13 protein-coding genes are annotated in these 15,844 nt (G+C 58.7%); 2 read left to right on the top strand and 11 right to left on the bottom strand.

Annotated elements, in window-relative coordinates:
* Positions 1 to 67: 67 nt before the first annotated feature.
* From ACTIEN_RS12500 to ACTIEN_RS12465, 8 genes are all read right to left on the bottom strand, one after another.
* On the bottom strand, positions 68 to 1,807 hold the full coding sequence (locus ACTIEN_RS12500; protein ID WP_439523475.1) for a SulP family inorganic anion transporter: 1,740 nt from the start codon (positions 1,805 to 1,807) through the stop codon (positions 68 to 70).
* A gap of 87 nt (positions 1,808 to 1,894) precedes the next feature.
* Complete coding sequence (locus tag ACTIEN_RS12495; RefSeq protein WP_439523474.1) at positions 1,895 to 3,574, bottom strand: TIGR01244 family sulfur transferase; 1,680 nt, start codon at positions 3,572 to 3,574, stop codon at positions 1,895 to 1,897.
* A 78-nt stretch (positions 3,575 to 3,652) separates the two neighbouring features.
* A complete protein-coding gene (locus ACTIEN_RS12490; RefSeq protein ID WP_439523473.1) occupies positions 3,653 to 4,537 on the bottom strand; it encodes an MBL fold metallo-hydrolase in 885 nt (294 codons plus the stop codon).
* Between the two features lie 104 nt (positions 4,538 to 4,641).
* Positions 4,642 to 4,854 (bottom strand): YgaP family membrane protein, encoded by a 213-nt coding sequence (locus tag ACTIEN_RS12485; protein ID WP_439523472.1) that lies wholly within the window; start codon positions 4,852 to 4,854, stop codon positions 4,642 to 4,644.
* Positions 4,855 to 4,988: 134 nt separating this feature from the next.
* A complete protein-coding gene (locus ACTIEN_RS12480; RefSeq protein ID WP_439523471.1) occupies positions 4,989 to 5,654 on the bottom strand; it encodes a Crp/Fnr family transcriptional regulator in 666 nt (221 codons plus the stop codon).
* Positions 5,655 to 5,733: 79 nt separating this feature from the next.
* Positions 5,734 to 7,605, bottom strand: a complete 1,872-nt coding sequence (locus ACTIEN_RS12475; RefSeq protein ID WP_439523470.1) for a DUF4214 domain-containing protein — start codon at positions 7,603 to 7,605, stop codon at positions 5,734 to 5,736.
* Between the two features lie 159 nt (positions 7,606 to 7,764).
* On the bottom strand, positions 7,765 to 8,769 hold the full coding sequence (locus ACTIEN_RS12470; RefSeq protein ID WP_439523469.1) for a hypothetical protein: 1,005 nt from the start codon (positions 8,767 to 8,769) through the stop codon (positions 7,765 to 7,767).
* Positions 8,770 to 8,843: 74 nt separating this feature from the next.
* Positions 8,844 to 9,542 (bottom strand): SIMPL domain-containing protein, encoded by a 699-nt coding sequence (locus ACTIEN_RS12465; protein WP_439523468.1) that lies wholly within the window; start codon positions 9,540 to 9,542, stop codon positions 8,844 to 8,846.
* Between the two features lie 156 nt (positions 9,543 to 9,698).
* Here ACTIEN_RS12465 and ACTIEN_RS12460 point away from each other — a divergent pair, with 156 nt between their 5' ends.
* Both ACTIEN_RS12460 and ACTIEN_RS12455 read left to right on the top strand, forming a co-directional pair.
* Entirely contained in the window at positions 9,699 to 12,209 is a 2,511-nt protein-coding gene (locus ACTIEN_RS12460; RefSeq protein WP_439523467.1) for a hypothetical protein, read from the top strand.
* 133 nt (positions 12,210 to 12,342) lie between these two features.
* Positions 12,343 to 14,223: a monovalent cation:proton antiporter-2 (CPA2) family protein gene (locus tag ACTIEN_RS12455; RefSeq protein WP_439523466.1), complete on the top strand. Its 1,881-nt coding sequence runs from the start codon at positions 12,343 to 12,345 to the stop codon at positions 14,221 to 14,223.
* A 60-nt stretch (positions 14,224 to 14,283) separates the two neighbouring features.
* On the opposite strand, the gene ACTIEN_RS12450 is transcribed toward ACTIEN_RS12455, so the two are convergent.
* The 3 genes from ACTIEN_RS12450 to ACTIEN_RS12440 all read right to left on the bottom strand — a co-directional run bounded on the left by ACTIEN_RS12450 (position 14,284) and on the right by ACTIEN_RS12440 (position 15,844).
* Entirely contained in the window at positions 14,284 to 14,802 is a 519-nt protein-coding gene (locus tag ACTIEN_RS12450) for a CarD family transcriptional regulator (RefSeq protein WP_439523465.1), read from the bottom strand.
* A gap of 273 nt (positions 14,803 to 15,075) precedes the next feature.
* Complete coding sequence (fdxA, locus tag ACTIEN_RS12445) at positions 15,076 to 15,414, bottom strand: ferredoxin FdxA (RefSeq protein ID WP_439523464.1); 339 nt, start codon at positions 15,412 to 15,414, stop codon at positions 15,076 to 15,078.
* Between the two features lie 49 nt (positions 15,415 to 15,463).
* The gene (locus ACTIEN_RS12440; protein ID WP_439523463.1) at positions 15,464 to 15,844 is read right to left on the bottom strand and encodes an RNA-binding S4 domain-containing protein; all 381 of its coding nucleotides are present in this window, start codon (positions 15,842 to 15,844) and stop codon (positions 15,464 to 15,466) included.

Below are 15,844 nucleotides of genomic sequence, written 5' to 3'. Positions count from 1 at the left end.
CGGTCCCTTTCGAATGTTCTGCTGACACGCGTCGCGTTCGGGCAATCGCGGTCTTGCCGCCGTCACCCTACTCTGCCGCGTTATTGGTCTCGGCATGTTTTGCCAGATGTTTCCAAGCATCATATTGCGACATGAACACGCGGCCATTCAACTCGTGAATGAAATGGGTCTGTTGCAACCGATCCATCACCGGGCCTTTCACTTCGGACAGATGAAGCCCGATGCCAAGATCAGTCAGACGGTGATTGATGGCCTCGAGGCTTTCCAGCGCCGAAAAATCAACCTCATTCACCGCCGAGAACATGAGGATCACATTCCTGATCTCGCAGCCCTCGGAAACACGCGCCTGCACCATGTCCTCAAGGAAGCGCGCGTTGACGAAATAAAGGCTCTCATCGACGCGCAGGCTAAGCACGGCGGGATCGGTGTCCACCTTGTGCCGGTGAATGTTGCGGAAATGCTGGGTGCCGGGCACCAATCCGATTTCCGCAACATGCGGACGCGATGTCGAGTACAGATGCAGGAGGATGGAAATGCCGACGCCAGATGCCACACCAACCTCAACCCCCATGGTCAACGTCAGAACAATCGTGGCCGACACCGCCGCAAAATCAGCCTTGGAATAGTCCCATGTCTTCTTCAGGATCGAGAAATCGACAAGGCTTAGCACTGCCACAACGATTGTGGCCGCCAGCGTTGCATTCGGAAGATAATAGACCAAAGGCGTCAGCGCGACCGCGGCAATGGCCAGACCCACGGCAGTGAACGCACCGGCCGCGGGTGTTTCGGCCCCGGCGTCATAGTTCACGACAGAGCGCGAGAACCCACCCGTGACCGGATAACCGCCGGTAAAGGCGGCACCGATATTTGCGGCACCCAGTCCGATCAATTCCTGATCCGGGTCGATCTTCTGGCGTTTCTTGGCGGCCAGCGTTTGCGCCACGGACACCGATTCCACAAATCCGATAATCGAAATCAGGATTGCGGGCACCAGCAACTGGCGCACAAGGTCCGGCGACAGTCCGGGCAATGTCAGCGGCGGCAGGCTTTGCGGCACCTCGCCGACAATCTTGACACCCTGCCCATCGAGACCAAAAAGCCAGACCGAAATCGTTGTCACGGCCACGGCGGCAACCGGCCCCGCCTTGGTCAGGACATCCGCCAGTCTTGGCGATGCCCCCAGTTTGCGCAAGAACGGTTTCAATCCCTTGCGGACCCAGAACAAAAAGGACGTGGCAAGCCCACCGATGACAACCGTGATCAGATTGATATCGCCGAAGTGCGACCACAACGACGCCAGCAATTGCGGCAAAGTATGACCTGACGCCGCGATCCCCAGCAAGTGCTTCAACTGGCTGAACGCAATCAGAATGCCGGACGCGGTGATGAACCCGGCGATCACCGGATGGCTCAGGAAGTTGGCAAGAAACCCAAGCCGGAACAGCCCCAGAAGCATGAGGAACGCGCCCGATAGAAAGGCCAGCGTCAACGCGGCGATTGCATAGCCTGCGGTCCCCTGATCGGCCACCTGCCCCACGGCCGACGCCGTCAGCAACGAGACCACAGCAACCGGCCCCACAGCCAAGGCGCGACTGGTGCCGAAGATCGCATACAGGATGATCGGCGCAATGGAAGCATAGATCCCGGCCTCGGGCGGCAGGCCAGCCAGCAACGCATAGGCAAGCGATTGCGGAATCAGCATGATCGTCACGATCACCGCCGCGATCATGTCATTGGAAAAGGCGTTTCGGTCATATGTCCGCCCCCAGTCGAGGATCGGAAAGTAGCCGCGCAGATGTTCGATCATGGGTCTTCTCAAATTGAATGCGGACAAAGCATTACGGCTTTGCCCGCGAAGGTGATGCACGCCGTTACCTGGCGCGCGTCTGGTGTTTCATTCGGCGGCGACCCTGACCTTTTCAGGCTTCGCCATCCACTCCTTGCCCTTGAGCATCGCTTTCCAATAGATCGGCGGCAGTAGCCTTTCCTTGAGGAACCACGCCGCGCGGGACGGTTTTGTTCCGTCGATCAGGTAGCTTGGAAAACTCGGCAAGAGCGTGCCGCCATAGCCAAACTCTGCCAGCACGATCTTTCCGCGTTCCACGGTCAGCGGGCAGGATCCGTATCCGTCATATTGCGCCACAGCCGACTGGCCCCGGATGTCAGCCACGATATTATCGGCCACTGTCGGGGCCTGTTTCCGGGCCGCCGCAGCAGTCTTTGCATTCGGCGCGTTCATCACGTCACCCAAGGACCAGATGTTGTCATAACTCTTGTGGCGCAGTGTGGCCTGATCCACGTCGACCCATCCCGCTGCATCCGCCAACGGTGAGACGCGGATGAAATCCGGTGCGGTCTGCGGTGGGCAGACATGCATCATGTCAAATTCCACCTCGACCGTTGTCGGGTCGGTGTCCGGTGCGTTGACCGCAAAGGTGGCCTTTTTCGCCGGACCATCGACCGCGATCAGGTTGTGAAAGAAATTCAGGTCAGCATCGTATTTCCTGACATACTCCATCAACGCCGGAACGTAATCCTTGACCCCAAACAGCACGCCACCCGCGTTCATGAACTGGATGTCGATGTTCCTGAGCGTGCCATTGCGGAACCACGCATCACCTGACAGGTACATCGCCTTTTGCGGCGCACCTGCACATTTGATCGGCATGGGCGGTTGAGTGAAAAGTGCACGGCCTTCCTTCAGGTTCTGGACCAGCTCCCATGTATAAGGTGCCAGATCGTAACGATAATTCGAGGTGACACCATTCCGGCCCAGCGTTTCCTCTAGACCTTCGACCTTGCCCCAGTCCAGCTTGAGACCCGGACACACAACCAGCCGGTCATATTTGACCACCCGGCATCCATCGAGGATCACCGCGTCATTGGCAGGCTCGAACGCAGCCACGGCAGCCTTGATCCAGTGGACCCCGGTCGGGATCAGCGACCCCATCGTCTTGGCTGTTTCCTGCGGATCAAAAATACCGCCACCGACCATGGTCCAACCGGGTTGATAATAATGGATATCCGCCGGGTCGATAATTGCCACCGACAGGCCCGGCTTGCGCGCCTTCAGACTGGCCGCAACCGAAACACCGCCTGCTCCGGCGCCGACGATCACCACGTCGAATTTCGCATCGCCGGTGTCCGTTGGCGTCTTGCCGCCATTGGCGATCCGGCGGGCAACACCGTTCATGTCGTACCCCGCCGCCTTGGTGGCCCCGAGGATCTCTGCCATCGGAAGGGATTTCGCCTGACTGAGCGACCAGAGCGTGGCGGATCGCGTTCCGGACCGACAATAGGCAAGGACGGGACCAGGCATTTCACGCAGCGCAACACCAAAGGCCGCGGCATCTTCATCGCCCACCAGACCGGTCTGCACCGGCAAATACCGCACCTCCAGACCAGCCGCCTTGGCCGCAAGTTCGATTTCTTCATGCGTGGGCTGGTCCGACCCTTCGCCATCGGGCCGGTTGCAGATGATGGACCGGAACCCGGCTTCCTTGATCGCTGGCACATCAGCCGCAGTGATCTGCGGACTGACCGTGAGAGCATCATTGATCTTGTTGAGTGTCATTTGGATGGGCTCACTTCTGTGCCTGTTGAGGTGACATGACGGCAAGGTGCCGTCACGCTGTAGTTCGTCGCGTCCGCGTCAAAGTGCGTTGACCGGCACCTTGAGCATCGGGTTGCCGTCCTTGTCCTTGGGGACCTCACCCGCGCGCATGTTCACCTGCAAAGACGGTATGATGAGCCTTGGCATGTCCAGCGTTGCATCCCGCTCGGTCCGGAAGGTGACGAACTCTTCCTTGGTCTTGCCACCACCCACATGAATGTTGTGCGCCTTTTCTTCGCCCACGGTGGTTTCCCACTGGATGTCGCGGCCATTGGGGCCGTAATCGTGGCACATGAACAGACGCATGTCGTCGGGGAGCGTCAGCACCTTCTGGATGCTGTCATAAAGCGTGCCCGCATCCCCACCGGGGAAATCGGCGCGGGCAGAGCCACCATCGGGCATGAACAGCGTGTCACCGACAAACGCGGCGTTGCCCATCACATGCACCATACAGGCCGGGGTGTGGCCGGGCGTGTAGATCGCAAACGCGTCCATGTTGCCGATCTTGTAGGTGTCGCCATCCTCGAACAGCTTGTCGAACTGGCTGCCATCGCGCTGGAATTCGGTGCCTTCGTTGAACACCTTGCCGAACGTGTCCTGCACAACCATGATCTTGGACCCGACGCCGATCTTGCCGCCCAGTTTTTCCTGAATATAAGGTGCCGCCGACAGATGGTCGGCATGCACATGGGTCTCGATGATCCACTCAAGCCTGAGTCCACGCGACGTGATCGCTTCGATCAGCTGATCGGCGTGATCATAGGTGATCCGCCCGGCGGCGTAATCGATGTCCATCACGCTGTCGACAATCGCACAGGCATCGGATGTGGGATCCTTGACGATATAGCTGATGGTATTTGTGGCCTCGTCGAAAAAGGCCGAAACGTCTGGTGTCACCGACATGTCCACGGGATAGTGCGTCATGGGGATTGCCTCATACAAAGTTCAGTTGTGTCAGATGGTTGCCTGAGGAACAGGCAGGGCGACGCGAAACCGCGACGCCCTAGGGTCTGGTCAGACCGTGAAGGTCAGGTGCGGCAGGTCTTGATGCCGAAGATCGAATAGATCGGGCAGACGCGCACTGCCGCCACGACAAGCATGACAACACCGATCAATGCCGCGCCGTATTTGAACAGCGCCCCGTCAAACAACGGCAGGCCGCTTGCAAACGCGAGATACAGCAGGACAACGCCAAGAACCGCGCGCACGATCCGATCAACTGTGCCAACATTGGTAGACATGTTTAAACCCTCCAGAGTTAAATCTGTGAGTTTGGTAAACCTTTGTGCGGAGCTCTTCAGTGACATAGTCACCCAACCGACCAGAAACGTCACAAATGATACGTTCGGTCGCAGGTGACCCTTGCGAAAGCGCGTCAGGCGCTTTCGGCCAGCCGTTCGATCTTGCCGCGTTCAAGCAGGGTAATCTTGCCCCGCGACTGGGCGATCAATCCGCGTTTCTGGAAATCATGCAACACACGGGAAATCACCTCTCGTGCGGTTCCCAGTTCGGTCGCAAGCTGTTGGTGGGTTGTGGCAAGCTCGTCCCCCGTGATCGCAAGGGTCAGCAACCGGCTGGCCAGACGGACATCAATCCTCCCGAAAGCCACCTCGTCGATGACACGAAACAGATCGGTGATCCGCCGTGCATAGGCTGTCAGGACAATCTCGCGGAATTCGCGAGACGACGCCATCAACCGGTCAAATGCCCTGCGCGGAATCGCAATCGCCGTCACCTCGGTTTCGGTAATGCCTTCTGCCGAATAAGGTTCATGCGCCAGCAGGCAGGCCGTGGTCAGGACACAGCTTTCCCCGGCCTCGACCCGGTAGAGAACGATATCGCGCCCGCTTTCCGACGTCTGCTGCACGCGCACCCGGCCATTGAGAAGGAACAACAAACTGTCGGGCACCGCCCCCGGACCAAACACCGCCTTGCCTGCGGGAACATGCATGACCTTGCTTTCATCAACGAGGTACTGCTTTACGTTCTCCGGCAAAGTGCTCAGCCCCTGAAACTGTTCTATCCAGACGGTGTACGTCATTCCCGTCCCCTTGGGTATTCCGTGTGATGACCGACGTTGTTGCGCCCGGTGTCCACCCGAACCGATGTCCGGAAGCCCATCATGCAATCGCGTCAAACGGATTGTCCAGAACCCCGACAAGCGGCATCAGGAAGGCGCCACTTTCAGGATCAAGAGCCGCCGAATAATACTGATCGATCGCATCCCGCGCCGCCGACACGCCTTCGTCTGATCCATCGAAGAAGGTCATGACCAGGGTGGCGTTGGTGACGTCGGACATGCCCCGATGCACTGCATAAAGCGCCCCGATATCGGTCTTTGTGGCAAGGTAATCGCGGTCGGCAAGCTGTTGTTCGATAAAATCCTGCGTCGCGTCCGCGGCCGGCGCTGCCTTGGTTCCGGCAAGCACCTCCAGAATGAACTGACCACGTCCGACCGTTCCGGAGTCCAGCACATCAACCCAGAAATCGAAACCGGCCTGATCCGGAATTCGGCCCAGCACGTTGTCATAGACCGCCGTCGCGAAGACCTCGTTGGAGAGGTTCTCGGGATAGGTCGCGCGGGTTTCATCCTGATCAATGAAAAGTGTGGCGATCTTGGTAAGTGAAACGCCATCTGCAAAGGCGGTTCCCCAAAAGTTCAGGCCAATCGCGTCCGGTGCCCGGTTGAAATAGGCGATATAGAGTTCGATGAAGCTTTCAAGATCCGCACCGGACAAACCCGCCTGGCCACCATGGACTTCAAGATCAATGCTTTGTTGGTCTGTGTCAGTGTAAAATTGGACCAATTCGATATTGCGCAACGTGTCGGTCCCGGACCCACCCAGGCGCCGGTCTTGCACCGTGATGGCATCAGCGCTGATGGTCAGGGTGAATGAAGACTGATCTCCGGCGAATTGGGCAATGTCGCGTCCGCCGTTTCCGTCCAGAATGTCGTTGCCTGCGTACCCTTCCAGTTCATCATCCCCGCCACCGCCCCGCAGATCGTTGTCAAACCGGTTACCGTTGATCGAGTCGGCAAACCGCGATCCGGTTGCGTTCTCGATGTCGCCCATCAGCCAGATCAGTTCTGTCGGGGCCGACTCGACCAGGGATTGATCAAACTGCCTTGAAGGAAGCGCAAAGCCCGAGAGCGTGTCGACCAACGGTGTCGCGTTGAAGTCAGGCAGGAAGATGGTCCAGCCTTCGGATTGGCCGGACGCGTCTGCACGGTCCACACCGCTCGCATCCCACAGGGTGTAATAGTACTGTTCACTGTCCAGTCTCAGGACGGTATCCCCCGCGTTTGTCGCGGTGTTCACGCCGTAAAGATACTGCAACGCCAGCACATCCAGCATCATCGGCGTCGCGGGATCCCAGCGCTCAAGCTGATATTCATACGGATCGGTATAGGACATGATCGTGAACCAATCGAGGTCCCGAACAATCGACTGGTCCAGTTGATCCAAGGACGGGCGCGACAAGCTTCCTTCGAAAGGATGTTTGAGACCCAAGGCGTGACCCAGTTCGTGGATCACCGTCAGAAAACCGTCCGAGCCCGGTTCGAAACTCGATGATGCAATGATCTCGGCCGAGAAATTCATGAAGACGTCGCCGCCTTCGGTTGGATATTGCTCGAAGTCACTGAACGGGCCGGGACCGGGGTAATAGGCATAAGCCAGGGTGCCATCTGCAACGATCGTGTTGTCCAGCGTATAGACAATGTCCGCCCCGGCCTCACCCGCCGCGCTCGGGCTGGTGAAATCATCCAGATAGGCAAATTTTACGCCGACGTATTGCTGAATTGACTCGATTGCAGCAGCGAATACATTGATCGCCTGTTCACGGTTCGCCCAGACATCGCCGTTTTCGCCATCCGCGATTGCCCAGGTGATCGTGTTCGATTTGGAAAGGTCCCAGGCAAAGCCATCGGACATCACATCGATGAACGGATCATTCGTGGGGTCAGCCCTATACGCAAAGAGAAATGCCATTGAGGCCTCCGGCCAGACGTTCGAATGTGACGGCGGCCCTCATGGAAAGTGCCTCGTGGGATGTGCGCAAGAAAACGGATCCAACGTAAGATTACGGTACGGCAAAATTATGTAAACGCCAATCTTGGGACGACCGTCCTGCCCCGCGTACCTGGTCGCTCAGACCATCCAGAACCCGTTTTTCTTGATCCTTTGGCGGATAGGCTGTTCCCGGCTGGGCAGATGCGCCCTGTCGAACAGGTCGCGTACCTTGTGGCCCCGGTTTTGATAGATCATCCGTTTGAACGGTTCGTATTCCTTCAAAAGCCTCTTGACCGGGTTAGGCGCTGAAATCGTTTCCAGCAGATCAATGACTCTGTCGTCTTCGCGCGCATACAGAAGCGGCATGTTGCGGTAATGCACGCTGGTCTTTCCGTCGATAAATCCCGCTGGCAAGGCATCGCGCCCGCCCCCCAGCTTGTGAATGACCAAAGGCAGCGCAACCTGATCCAGCCACGGTTTAAGCTGTTGGCACACCAGCGCTGCGGGTGGATCATTCTGGATCGACAGCGCCATGTCCAGAAACGTCTGACCAAAGACGTGCGGGCATTTGTAAAAGAAGAACCCGGCGTTGAAATAAAGATGACGCCGCCAGTATTCCTCTGGCTGTGTCAGATCGAGCGAGCTTTCGAAATCCAGATCAAACCGATCATACAGTGATTTCCACGTTTCCGCGTACCCCGGACCGTAGAGTTCGATCTGCGGCCACGTTCCTTCGACACGCAGGGAGGCGCTTGGTCTGGAGAAATCGAACGGCACCGCATCCAGATCGCCCGTGATCAGCGTGTCGGTGTCGAAAAAGACGAACGGTTCGCCCTTGGGCAGGGCGAAAAGCGCCTCGATCTTGTTTCCATATGGATAATCGCTGCCGAAAAACCGGCTCTCGAACGGCACAATGGTCGCGCCCTGCGCTTCGATCATGTCGCGCAACGGCTCTGGGCGGATGGTTGGATCGGTTTGCCATTTCGCACCCGGCTGCGGTTCCGCAACAAAAAGCCTGAACCGGGGGGACGAGGTGTTTGCCTTAAGGGACAGCGCAAACAGAAGCGCTTCATACGCAAGACGCCCCATCTGGCCAACGATCAGGACGTTGACTGATTTCGGTTGTGCCGGACGTCGGGCCATGGCGATCCTTTGGCGAACTGCTCTTGCGTTTTTGCTACTATAGGCGGAGTCCCGTTACCCGCCTAGAGCAGAGATCAAGGAGAAACAATCTCATAGACAAGTGTCACACTTGCGCGCAATTCGGTCTCGCCCTGCGCCACGGGCACCTCTGAATCCGCAGACCGCGCCATGCCGAACATTTCCGGGCGCGGCGCGCGTGCGCCACTCTCGCTCAGGCTTAGAAGCGGCCCAAGTTCGACCCCGGCTGCGTTTGCAAAAAGTTCCGCGCGCGCACGGGCATCAGCCACCGCCTTCACACGCGCCTCGTTCATCAGCGGTTCCGGTTCGGACAGGGTAAACTGCAACCCGCCCAACTGGTTCGCGCCATCGCTCAGAACCGCATCGAGAATGATCCCAAGGTTTGCCAGTTCCCGCACCCGCACCGTCACACGGTTCGATGCCTGATACCCGTCAATCCGCGGACGGCTGTCCGAAGAAGACCGGTTCAACCAAAGCGGGTTCAATGACAAATCCGAGGTCTGGATATCACGCGCCGCGACCCCCGCCTGCGCAAGCTGGTCGAGAATCGCTGCCGTGATGTCCGAGGTTTGATCCATCGCCTCCTTGGCGGTTTCCGACTCGGATGATGCGCCCATGGTGATCACGGCCATGTCAGGAACCGCGAACACGCTGCCCTCTCCGTTCACCGTGATCTGACCGGTTGTTTCGGCCCAGACCGGCGAAATCCCGAGCATGATGACAATTGCGGCAAAGAAACTTGTGACTTTGGACATGGTGACCTCTATCTCTCGCTATGAACACGCCGACAATCGCGGCACCGGGCGTTGGTGACAAGCGCCTAAATTTCCCCGCGCGAAAGATCGCTTTGTCGCGTCTAAAAGACGTGTAAGTGACTCCCATCCTGCGAAAAGGACTGCTAAAATATCTCCATGAAGCCAGACTTTGCCCTGACTCTCTCCTTTGACGGTATCTCGTTGCTGCGCCGTGTCCCTGACGGCTGGGCGCCAGTGGGGGATGTGGCCCTTGACGCCGCTGACCTGCGCGGCGCTCTGGCGGACCTGCGAACCGAAGCGGATGCCCTGTCCTCCACTGGCGGACAGGTGAAATTGGTCATTCCGAACGAGCAGATCAAATACCTGGCATTCCCGGACACGGACCAGGCGGGCGGCGCGCTTCAGGATGACATTCGCGCCGCGCTTGATGGGGCCACGCCCTACCCCGTCGATGACCTGAGTTTCGACTGGTCGCGTCATGACGGCAAGGTACATGTCGCCGCCGTGGCCAATGAAACGCTGAACGAGGCCGAGGCGTTTGCGAAGAGCCATCATTTCGATCCGGTCTCCTTTGTGGCCATGGCACCGGATGGACAGTTTGACTCCGAAGTCTTCTTTGGTCCGGCAGCCAGCTGGACAGGCAGCGCGCCGCAAAAAGATGCCCATGCAATTGTGATCGTCCCGGCGGAATCCGTCGCAAGGCCCACCGAACCCGAAGAACCGAACCTTTCCAACTTTCAGGCCGAACCAGAGGCAGCGGACGACACGGCACAGGACGTCGCACCGCCACCCCCGGAGAATGCCGAAGATCAGGACGACACGATTGAGGCACTGGCACCCGGTGCGGCAGACCCAGCCCCATCGCCAGTGCCGACCGACACGCCAAAGCCAACGCTGAGGGTGGATACGGCGGATGTCCCTGCTGCCCCGGCCTTTGCGTCAATCCGCGCATCACGGACCGGTCACACGCCGACAGAACCTCCTGTTCCCCCCAAGATCGACAGTCCGGCATCCGACACAGCGCCGTCCGCGCGGTTCAAACTGGGTGGCGCGCGCAAGTCGACGCGCGATACCGAAATCACCGCACCAGGCCTGCAGTTTGACCAGGTCGAGGACACAGCCGAACGCAAAGGCTTTGGCTTTTTCAGCCGCCGCAAGACCAAGGCTTCGACCGAAACCCCCGTCGCTGCCAAACCTGTCCCGCCGGTCACCTCTCAGGTGACAGATGCAGAACCGGACACCACGACCACCAAGCCAAGACACGACCCGGAACCTGCACGCGCCGCCGTTGCGCGGATTGCAGCGATGCGGGCCGGTCGCGCGACCGATCCGGACGCCATCGCGCCCCCCGTACAGGATGAACGCGCGCGCATGACGGTTTTCGGCGCGCGGACAGAGCCACAGATCGGCGGCAAACCGCGCTTTCTTGGACTGATGTTGACCAGCGCGCTGCTGGTCTTCCTGTTGGCGGTCGCCGCCTGGGCGAGCGTGTTCCTGGATGAAGGGTTTTCGCGCTTCTTCGATGGCGAGAACGACACGCCGTCCATTGCACGGATGCCAGATGTAGAATTCCTGCCGCTTGATGGATCGGTCACGTCGCCATCCGAAGACGACGGAGACCTTCAGATTGCCGCGCTCGACGTGATTGAACGGCCCACGGACTCCGATGGCGGACTATCGGTTGTCTTGCCGCCCCCCGCTGCCTTGACCCCGGAAGAGGCGGATGCGCGTTATGCAGCCACGGGTATCTGGCAACGGTCGCCCGAAGTCCCCAACACGCCGACGCAAACGACGCTTGATGACCTCTATGTCGCCTCAATTGATGGCAGCGTGCAGCAGTTCGATGCGGTCGCCCTGCCCGATGAAGACGCGCTGCGCAACGACCGGACCTATCTGTCCCAACCGAACCCGGCAGCGCCGGGAACGCGCTTTACGCTGGATGATCGCGGATTGGTGATTGCCACGCCCGAAGGCACCTTGAACCCCGATGGCGTCCGCATTTTCACGGGCCTGCCTCCGGTCGTCCCACCGGCGCGACCGACACCGCCAGCCATTGCACCCGACCCCACCACAGTTGCACCCGAGACCACGGAAGTCGCCTCGGCCCTGCAGGCCTTCCGCCCGCGCCTGCGTCCCGGTGGCCTGATCGAAGGCAACGAACGCGCGCAGTTGGGGGGGCGGACATTGGCCGAACTGGCTGCGCTGCGCCCTGCCGCCCGTCCTGAGACGCTCAAGGCACAGGAAGAACAGGCGCAACCCGACGCGACGGAATTTGCCGTGGCGCAATCCGCAGCGCCCGTGACGCGACCGCGCAATTTCTCTCAGATTGTCGAACGCGCGCGTGAGGTCGAACAAGCGCAACAGCCGGACGTGACACAGGTCGCCGCTGTCGCCCCCCGCACGGTTCAACCGCGCATTCCATCAACCGCAAACGTCGCGCGTCAGGCTACCGTGGCCAATGCAATCAACCTGCGCCAGATCAACCTGATCGGCGTCTATGGCAAACCCTCCAGCCGCCGCGCCCTGGTGCGGCTGTCAAACGGTCGCTATCAGAAGGTCCAGGTTGGGGATCGTCTGGATGGTGGGCGTGTGGCGGCCATCGGGGACAGCGAGTTGCGCTACTCCAAGAACGGGCGAAACGTTGTCTTGGACATGCCCGACGGCTGACCGAAGATCCATCTGCCAGCGGTTTCAGCACGTTTCTGATCGGTGCCAAATAATTTGGCGTTGTCCGTACCAATTGGTTTTCATTCCACGCCAAAGCCGCCATTCTGAAATTGTTCAAAGGGCGTAAGATATTATGGGTGAGTTTCTTTTCCTGGCGTCGGTCTTTTTGCTGGCTGCGGTGATTGCCGTTCCCATCGCCGCGCGTTTGGGGCTTGGATCGGTACTGGGATATCTTCTGGCAGGTGTCGCGATCGGGCCGGGTCTTGGGTTGGTCGCCGACACCACCGATTTGCAGCACTTTGCCGAATTCGGCGTGGTCATGATGCTTTTCCTGATCGGACTCGAGCTTGAGCCCCGCGCCCTTTGGGACATGCGCCACCGCTTGATTGGTCTCGGGGGGTTGCAGGTGCTGATCACCATGCTGGCTGTCATGACCGGCGCGATCTATCTGGGGTTTGTCTGGCAAACCGCGCTGGCCATCGGGATGATCTTTGCACTGTCATCTACCGCGATTGTTCTGCAAACACTCAGCGAAAAGGGCTTGATGCAAACCAGCGGCGGGCGGTCGACCTTCTCTGTTCTGCTGACACAGGACATTGCGGTGATCCCCATGCTGATCATCCTTCCGCTGTTGGCAGTGCCCTCCATTCCGTCTCTCAGCACGGATGGGTCGATCACCCGTAGCGTTCTGGAACAAGGGAACGGCGGCCACGGCCACACCATGTCGCTGGTCGAAGGTCTGCCCGGTTGGGGTGTTACGCTTGTCACGTTGGGTGCCGTGGCCCTGATCATCGTGGGCGGTGTCTACGGGGCGCGCCCGCTTTTTCGGTTCATCCACGCCGCACATCTGCGCGAGATGTATACCGCGCTTGCCCTGCTGATCGTGATCGGCATTGCCTTTCTGATGACGGCGGTGGGCCTGTCCCCCGCCCTTGGCACGTTCCTTGCCGGAGTGGTTCTGGCCAACAGCGAATTCCGGCACGAACTTGAATCCGATATCGAACCGTTCAAAGGCTTGCTGCTCGGGTTGTTCTTCATCACCGTCGGGGCCGGGATCGACTTTGACCTGCTCTTCTCGGAACCGATCACGCTCCTTGGACTGGCCCTCGGCATCATGCTGCTCAAGTGGGTGATCCTGTATGGTCTTGGACGCGCCTTCAAACTGCGGGGCCGCGATCAATGGCTTTTCACACTGGGCCTCGCGCAGGCTGGTGAATTCGGGTTTGTGCTCATTTCTTTCTCGATCCAGCAATCCATCCTGCCTGTGTTTCTGGCCGACCGGCTTCTCCTGATTGTCGCATTGTCCATGCTGATCACGCCGCTGGCCTTTATCCTGTACGAAGTGCTGTCCAAGCGGATGAAGGACGGATCAAACCTTCCGGAACACGACCAGATCGACGAACAGGGCACGGTGATCATCGCCGGGATTGGGCGTTTTGGTCAGATCGTGAACCGTCTGGTGCAATCTGTCGGCGCAAAGACCGTTGTGATCGACAACAACCTGCAAACCATCCAGTTGATGCGCCGGTTTGGGTATCAGGGCTTCTTCGGCGATCCCCTGCGCCCCGATCTTCTGCATGCTGCCGGAATCGACACGGCGCGGGTGCTCATGGTGGCGCTGGATGATCCGATTGCGGCGGAACGGCTGGTCACCTATGCGCGTCGCCTACGGCCCGACTTGCACATCGTCGCCCGGTCACGCGACCGAACCCACACCTACCGCCTGTACCAAGCGGGCGCGAACGACATCGTGCGCGAACTGTTCGACAGCTCTTTGCGGGCGGGTCGCTATGTGCTCGAGAACATCGGCCTGACCGAATTCGAAGCCAACGAAGCGGAAAAGCTGTTCTATCACCATGACCGCTACACGGTCCGCGAACTGGCTGATCTGTGGGATCCGAACATCCCATCCGCGCAGAACGATGCGTATATTGCCCGCGCGAAAGAACTGGAAAAAGAACTCGAAGCGTCTCTTCTGACCGCGCTCGAAAACAACAATTCTGACGCGGCATAAAAAAAGCGGCCCCGTTTGGGACCGCTTTTTTCGTCTGTCAGATGCGTCTGTGCTAATCTATCAGGCAGCCGCAGGCGCGCGCGACGTCAGAACGTCACCCACCTGTTTCGCAGCGACAAGTTCATCCCCACCCGATGTGGCGGCCACTTCGCGGGTCAGACGCTCAAGCGCTGCTTCATACAGTTGACGCTCGGAATAGCTCTGTTCGCGCTGATCATCGGCGCGGTGAAGGTCACGGACCACTTCGGCAATGGCGATCAGATCACCAGAGTTGATCTTCTGTTCGTATTCCTGCGCACGACGCGACCACATCGCCCGCTTGACCTTGGCCTTGCCTTTGAGTGTCTTCATCGCCTGGCTCACAACGTCTGGTGAACTCAGCGACCGCATTCCGATTTCCGTGGCTTTATGTGTCGGCACCCGCAAGGTCATCTTGTCCTTCTCGAAAGAGATGACAAACAATTCAAGCGTGATACCGGCAATCTCCTGCTCTTCGATCGACACGATCTGGCCAACGCCATGCGCTGGATAAACAACATAGTCGTTCGGGCGGAATTCGGATTTTTTCGATTTGGTCATTCAGAACCTTCCTTGGCGTACACCCATGCGGCACAGACAAAAATAACGAACGGAGGCAGCGCTTCCGGTCGCTATCATTCAGAGTATCAGAACAAGCTATCTCAGCTTAAACCCCATGCGCCGAAGGGCGCGTGTCCCACAGGTCTCATTTACCCGATATGTATACCACAAAAAACGGCCTCGCGGTAGTGGACCGTCAAGAGGTGATAAACCATTTAAATTCAGATGCTTACGTTTCAGTTCCGTGATTTTCCTCGCCAATGGCGCGAATCATCAGCCGCCTTCACCCGGCGCTTCGGAAAAGTACTTCTCAAGCTTGCCTTCTTCGCCATCCCGTTCATCGGCGTCCGGCAGCGGGTCTTTCTTGGTGATGATCACAGGCCACATTTCAGAGTACTTGCGATTGAACTCGACCCATTTGTCCGTGTCCGGTTCGGTGTCCGGGCGGATCGCGTCTGCCGGGCATTCCGGTTCACACACACCACAGTCAATGCATTCATCCGGGTGAATGACCAGCATGTTTTCACCCTCGTAGAAGCAGTCCACAGGGCAGACTTCCACACAATCGGTGTATTTGCAGGCAATGCAGGCGTCGTTGACAATATAGGTCATGAAGTTCGTCCATCGATCAGTCCGTAGCTAGCTAAGCCAATGGGAAATATCATTCAAGAAGGTCAGAACGGGTTTGTTGCAAAGCGCGACGATCTTTCTTTGTCGGGCGGCCTTTGCCTTCGAATCGAGGCACTTGCGCCGCCGCTTCACGCGGCTTGGGGGGATCAAGATCGCTGTAAAGCAATTGCGCTTCCGGGGCCGGGCCACGGCGCTCGCCCATCGCAAGAACCTTGATCACCCGAACGTGATCCGATTGCGGAAAGGTCAGAACATCCTCGATCGAAACGGCGTAGGCCGGTTTCGCGATCGGCTGACCATTCACCCGCAGCTTTCCGCCGGACACGACCTTGGCGGCAAGGCTGCGCGTCTTGAAGAAACGCGCATGCCAAAGCCATTTGTCGATCCGAAGCTTCTGGGCCGGTTCGGTCAA

The sequence above is a fragment of the Marivita sp. genome, from assembly GCF_051859345.1.
In the GTDB taxonomy this organism is placed as follows: domain Bacteria; phylum Pseudomonadota; class Alphaproteobacteria; order Rhodobacterales; family Rhodobacteraceae; genus Marivita.
This window is presented reverse-complemented; position numbering and strand designations above follow the sequence as displayed.

Bases quoted from the DNA above. Each gene is read 5' to 3' on its own strand.
- ACTIEN_RS12500 (WP_439523475.1), bottom strand. From the start codon at position 1,807: ATGATCGAACATCTGCGCGGCTACTTTCCGATCCTCGACTGGGGGCGG.
- ACTIEN_RS12495 (WP_439523474.1), bottom strand. From the start codon at position 3,574: ATGACACTCAACAAGATCAATGATGCTCTCACGGTCAGTCCGCAGATC.
- ACTIEN_RS12490 (WP_439523473.1), bottom strand. From the start codon at position 4,537: ATGACGCACTATCCCGTGGACATGTCGGTGACACCAGACGTTTCGGCC.
- ACTIEN_RS12485 (WP_439523472.1), bottom strand. From the start codon at position 4,854: ATGTCTACCAATGTTGGCACAGTTGATCGGATCGTGCGCGCGGTTCTT.
- ACTIEN_RS12480 (WP_439523471.1), bottom strand. From the start codon at position 5,654: ATGACGTACACCGTCTGGATAGAACAGTTTCAGGGGCTGAGCACTTTG.
- ACTIEN_RS12475 (WP_439523470.1), bottom strand. From the start codon at position 7,605: ATGGCATTTCTCTTTGCGTATAGGGCTGACCCCACGAATGATCCGTTC.
- ACTIEN_RS12470 (WP_439523469.1), bottom strand. From the start codon at position 8,769: ATGGCCCGACGTCCGGCACAACCGAAATCAGTCAACGTCCTGATCGTT.
- ACTIEN_RS12465 (WP_439523468.1), bottom strand. From the start codon at position 9,542: ATGTCCAAAGTCACAAGTTTCTTTGCCGCAATTGTCATCATGCTCGGG.
- ACTIEN_RS12460 (WP_439523467.1), top strand. From the start codon at position 9,699: ATGAAGCCAGACTTTGCCCTGACTCTCTCCTTTGACGGTATCTCGTTG.
- ACTIEN_RS12455 (WP_439523466.1), top strand. From the start codon at position 12,343: ATGGGTGAGTTTCTTTTCCTGGCGTCGGTCTTTTTGCTGGCTGCGGTG.
- ACTIEN_RS12450 (WP_439523465.1), bottom strand. From the start codon at position 14,802: ATGACCAAATCGAAAAAATCCGAATTCCGCCCGAACGACTATGTTGTT.
- fdxA (WP_439523464.1), bottom strand. From the start codon at position 15,414: ATGACCTATATTGTCAACGACGCCTGCATTGCCTGCAAATACACCGAT.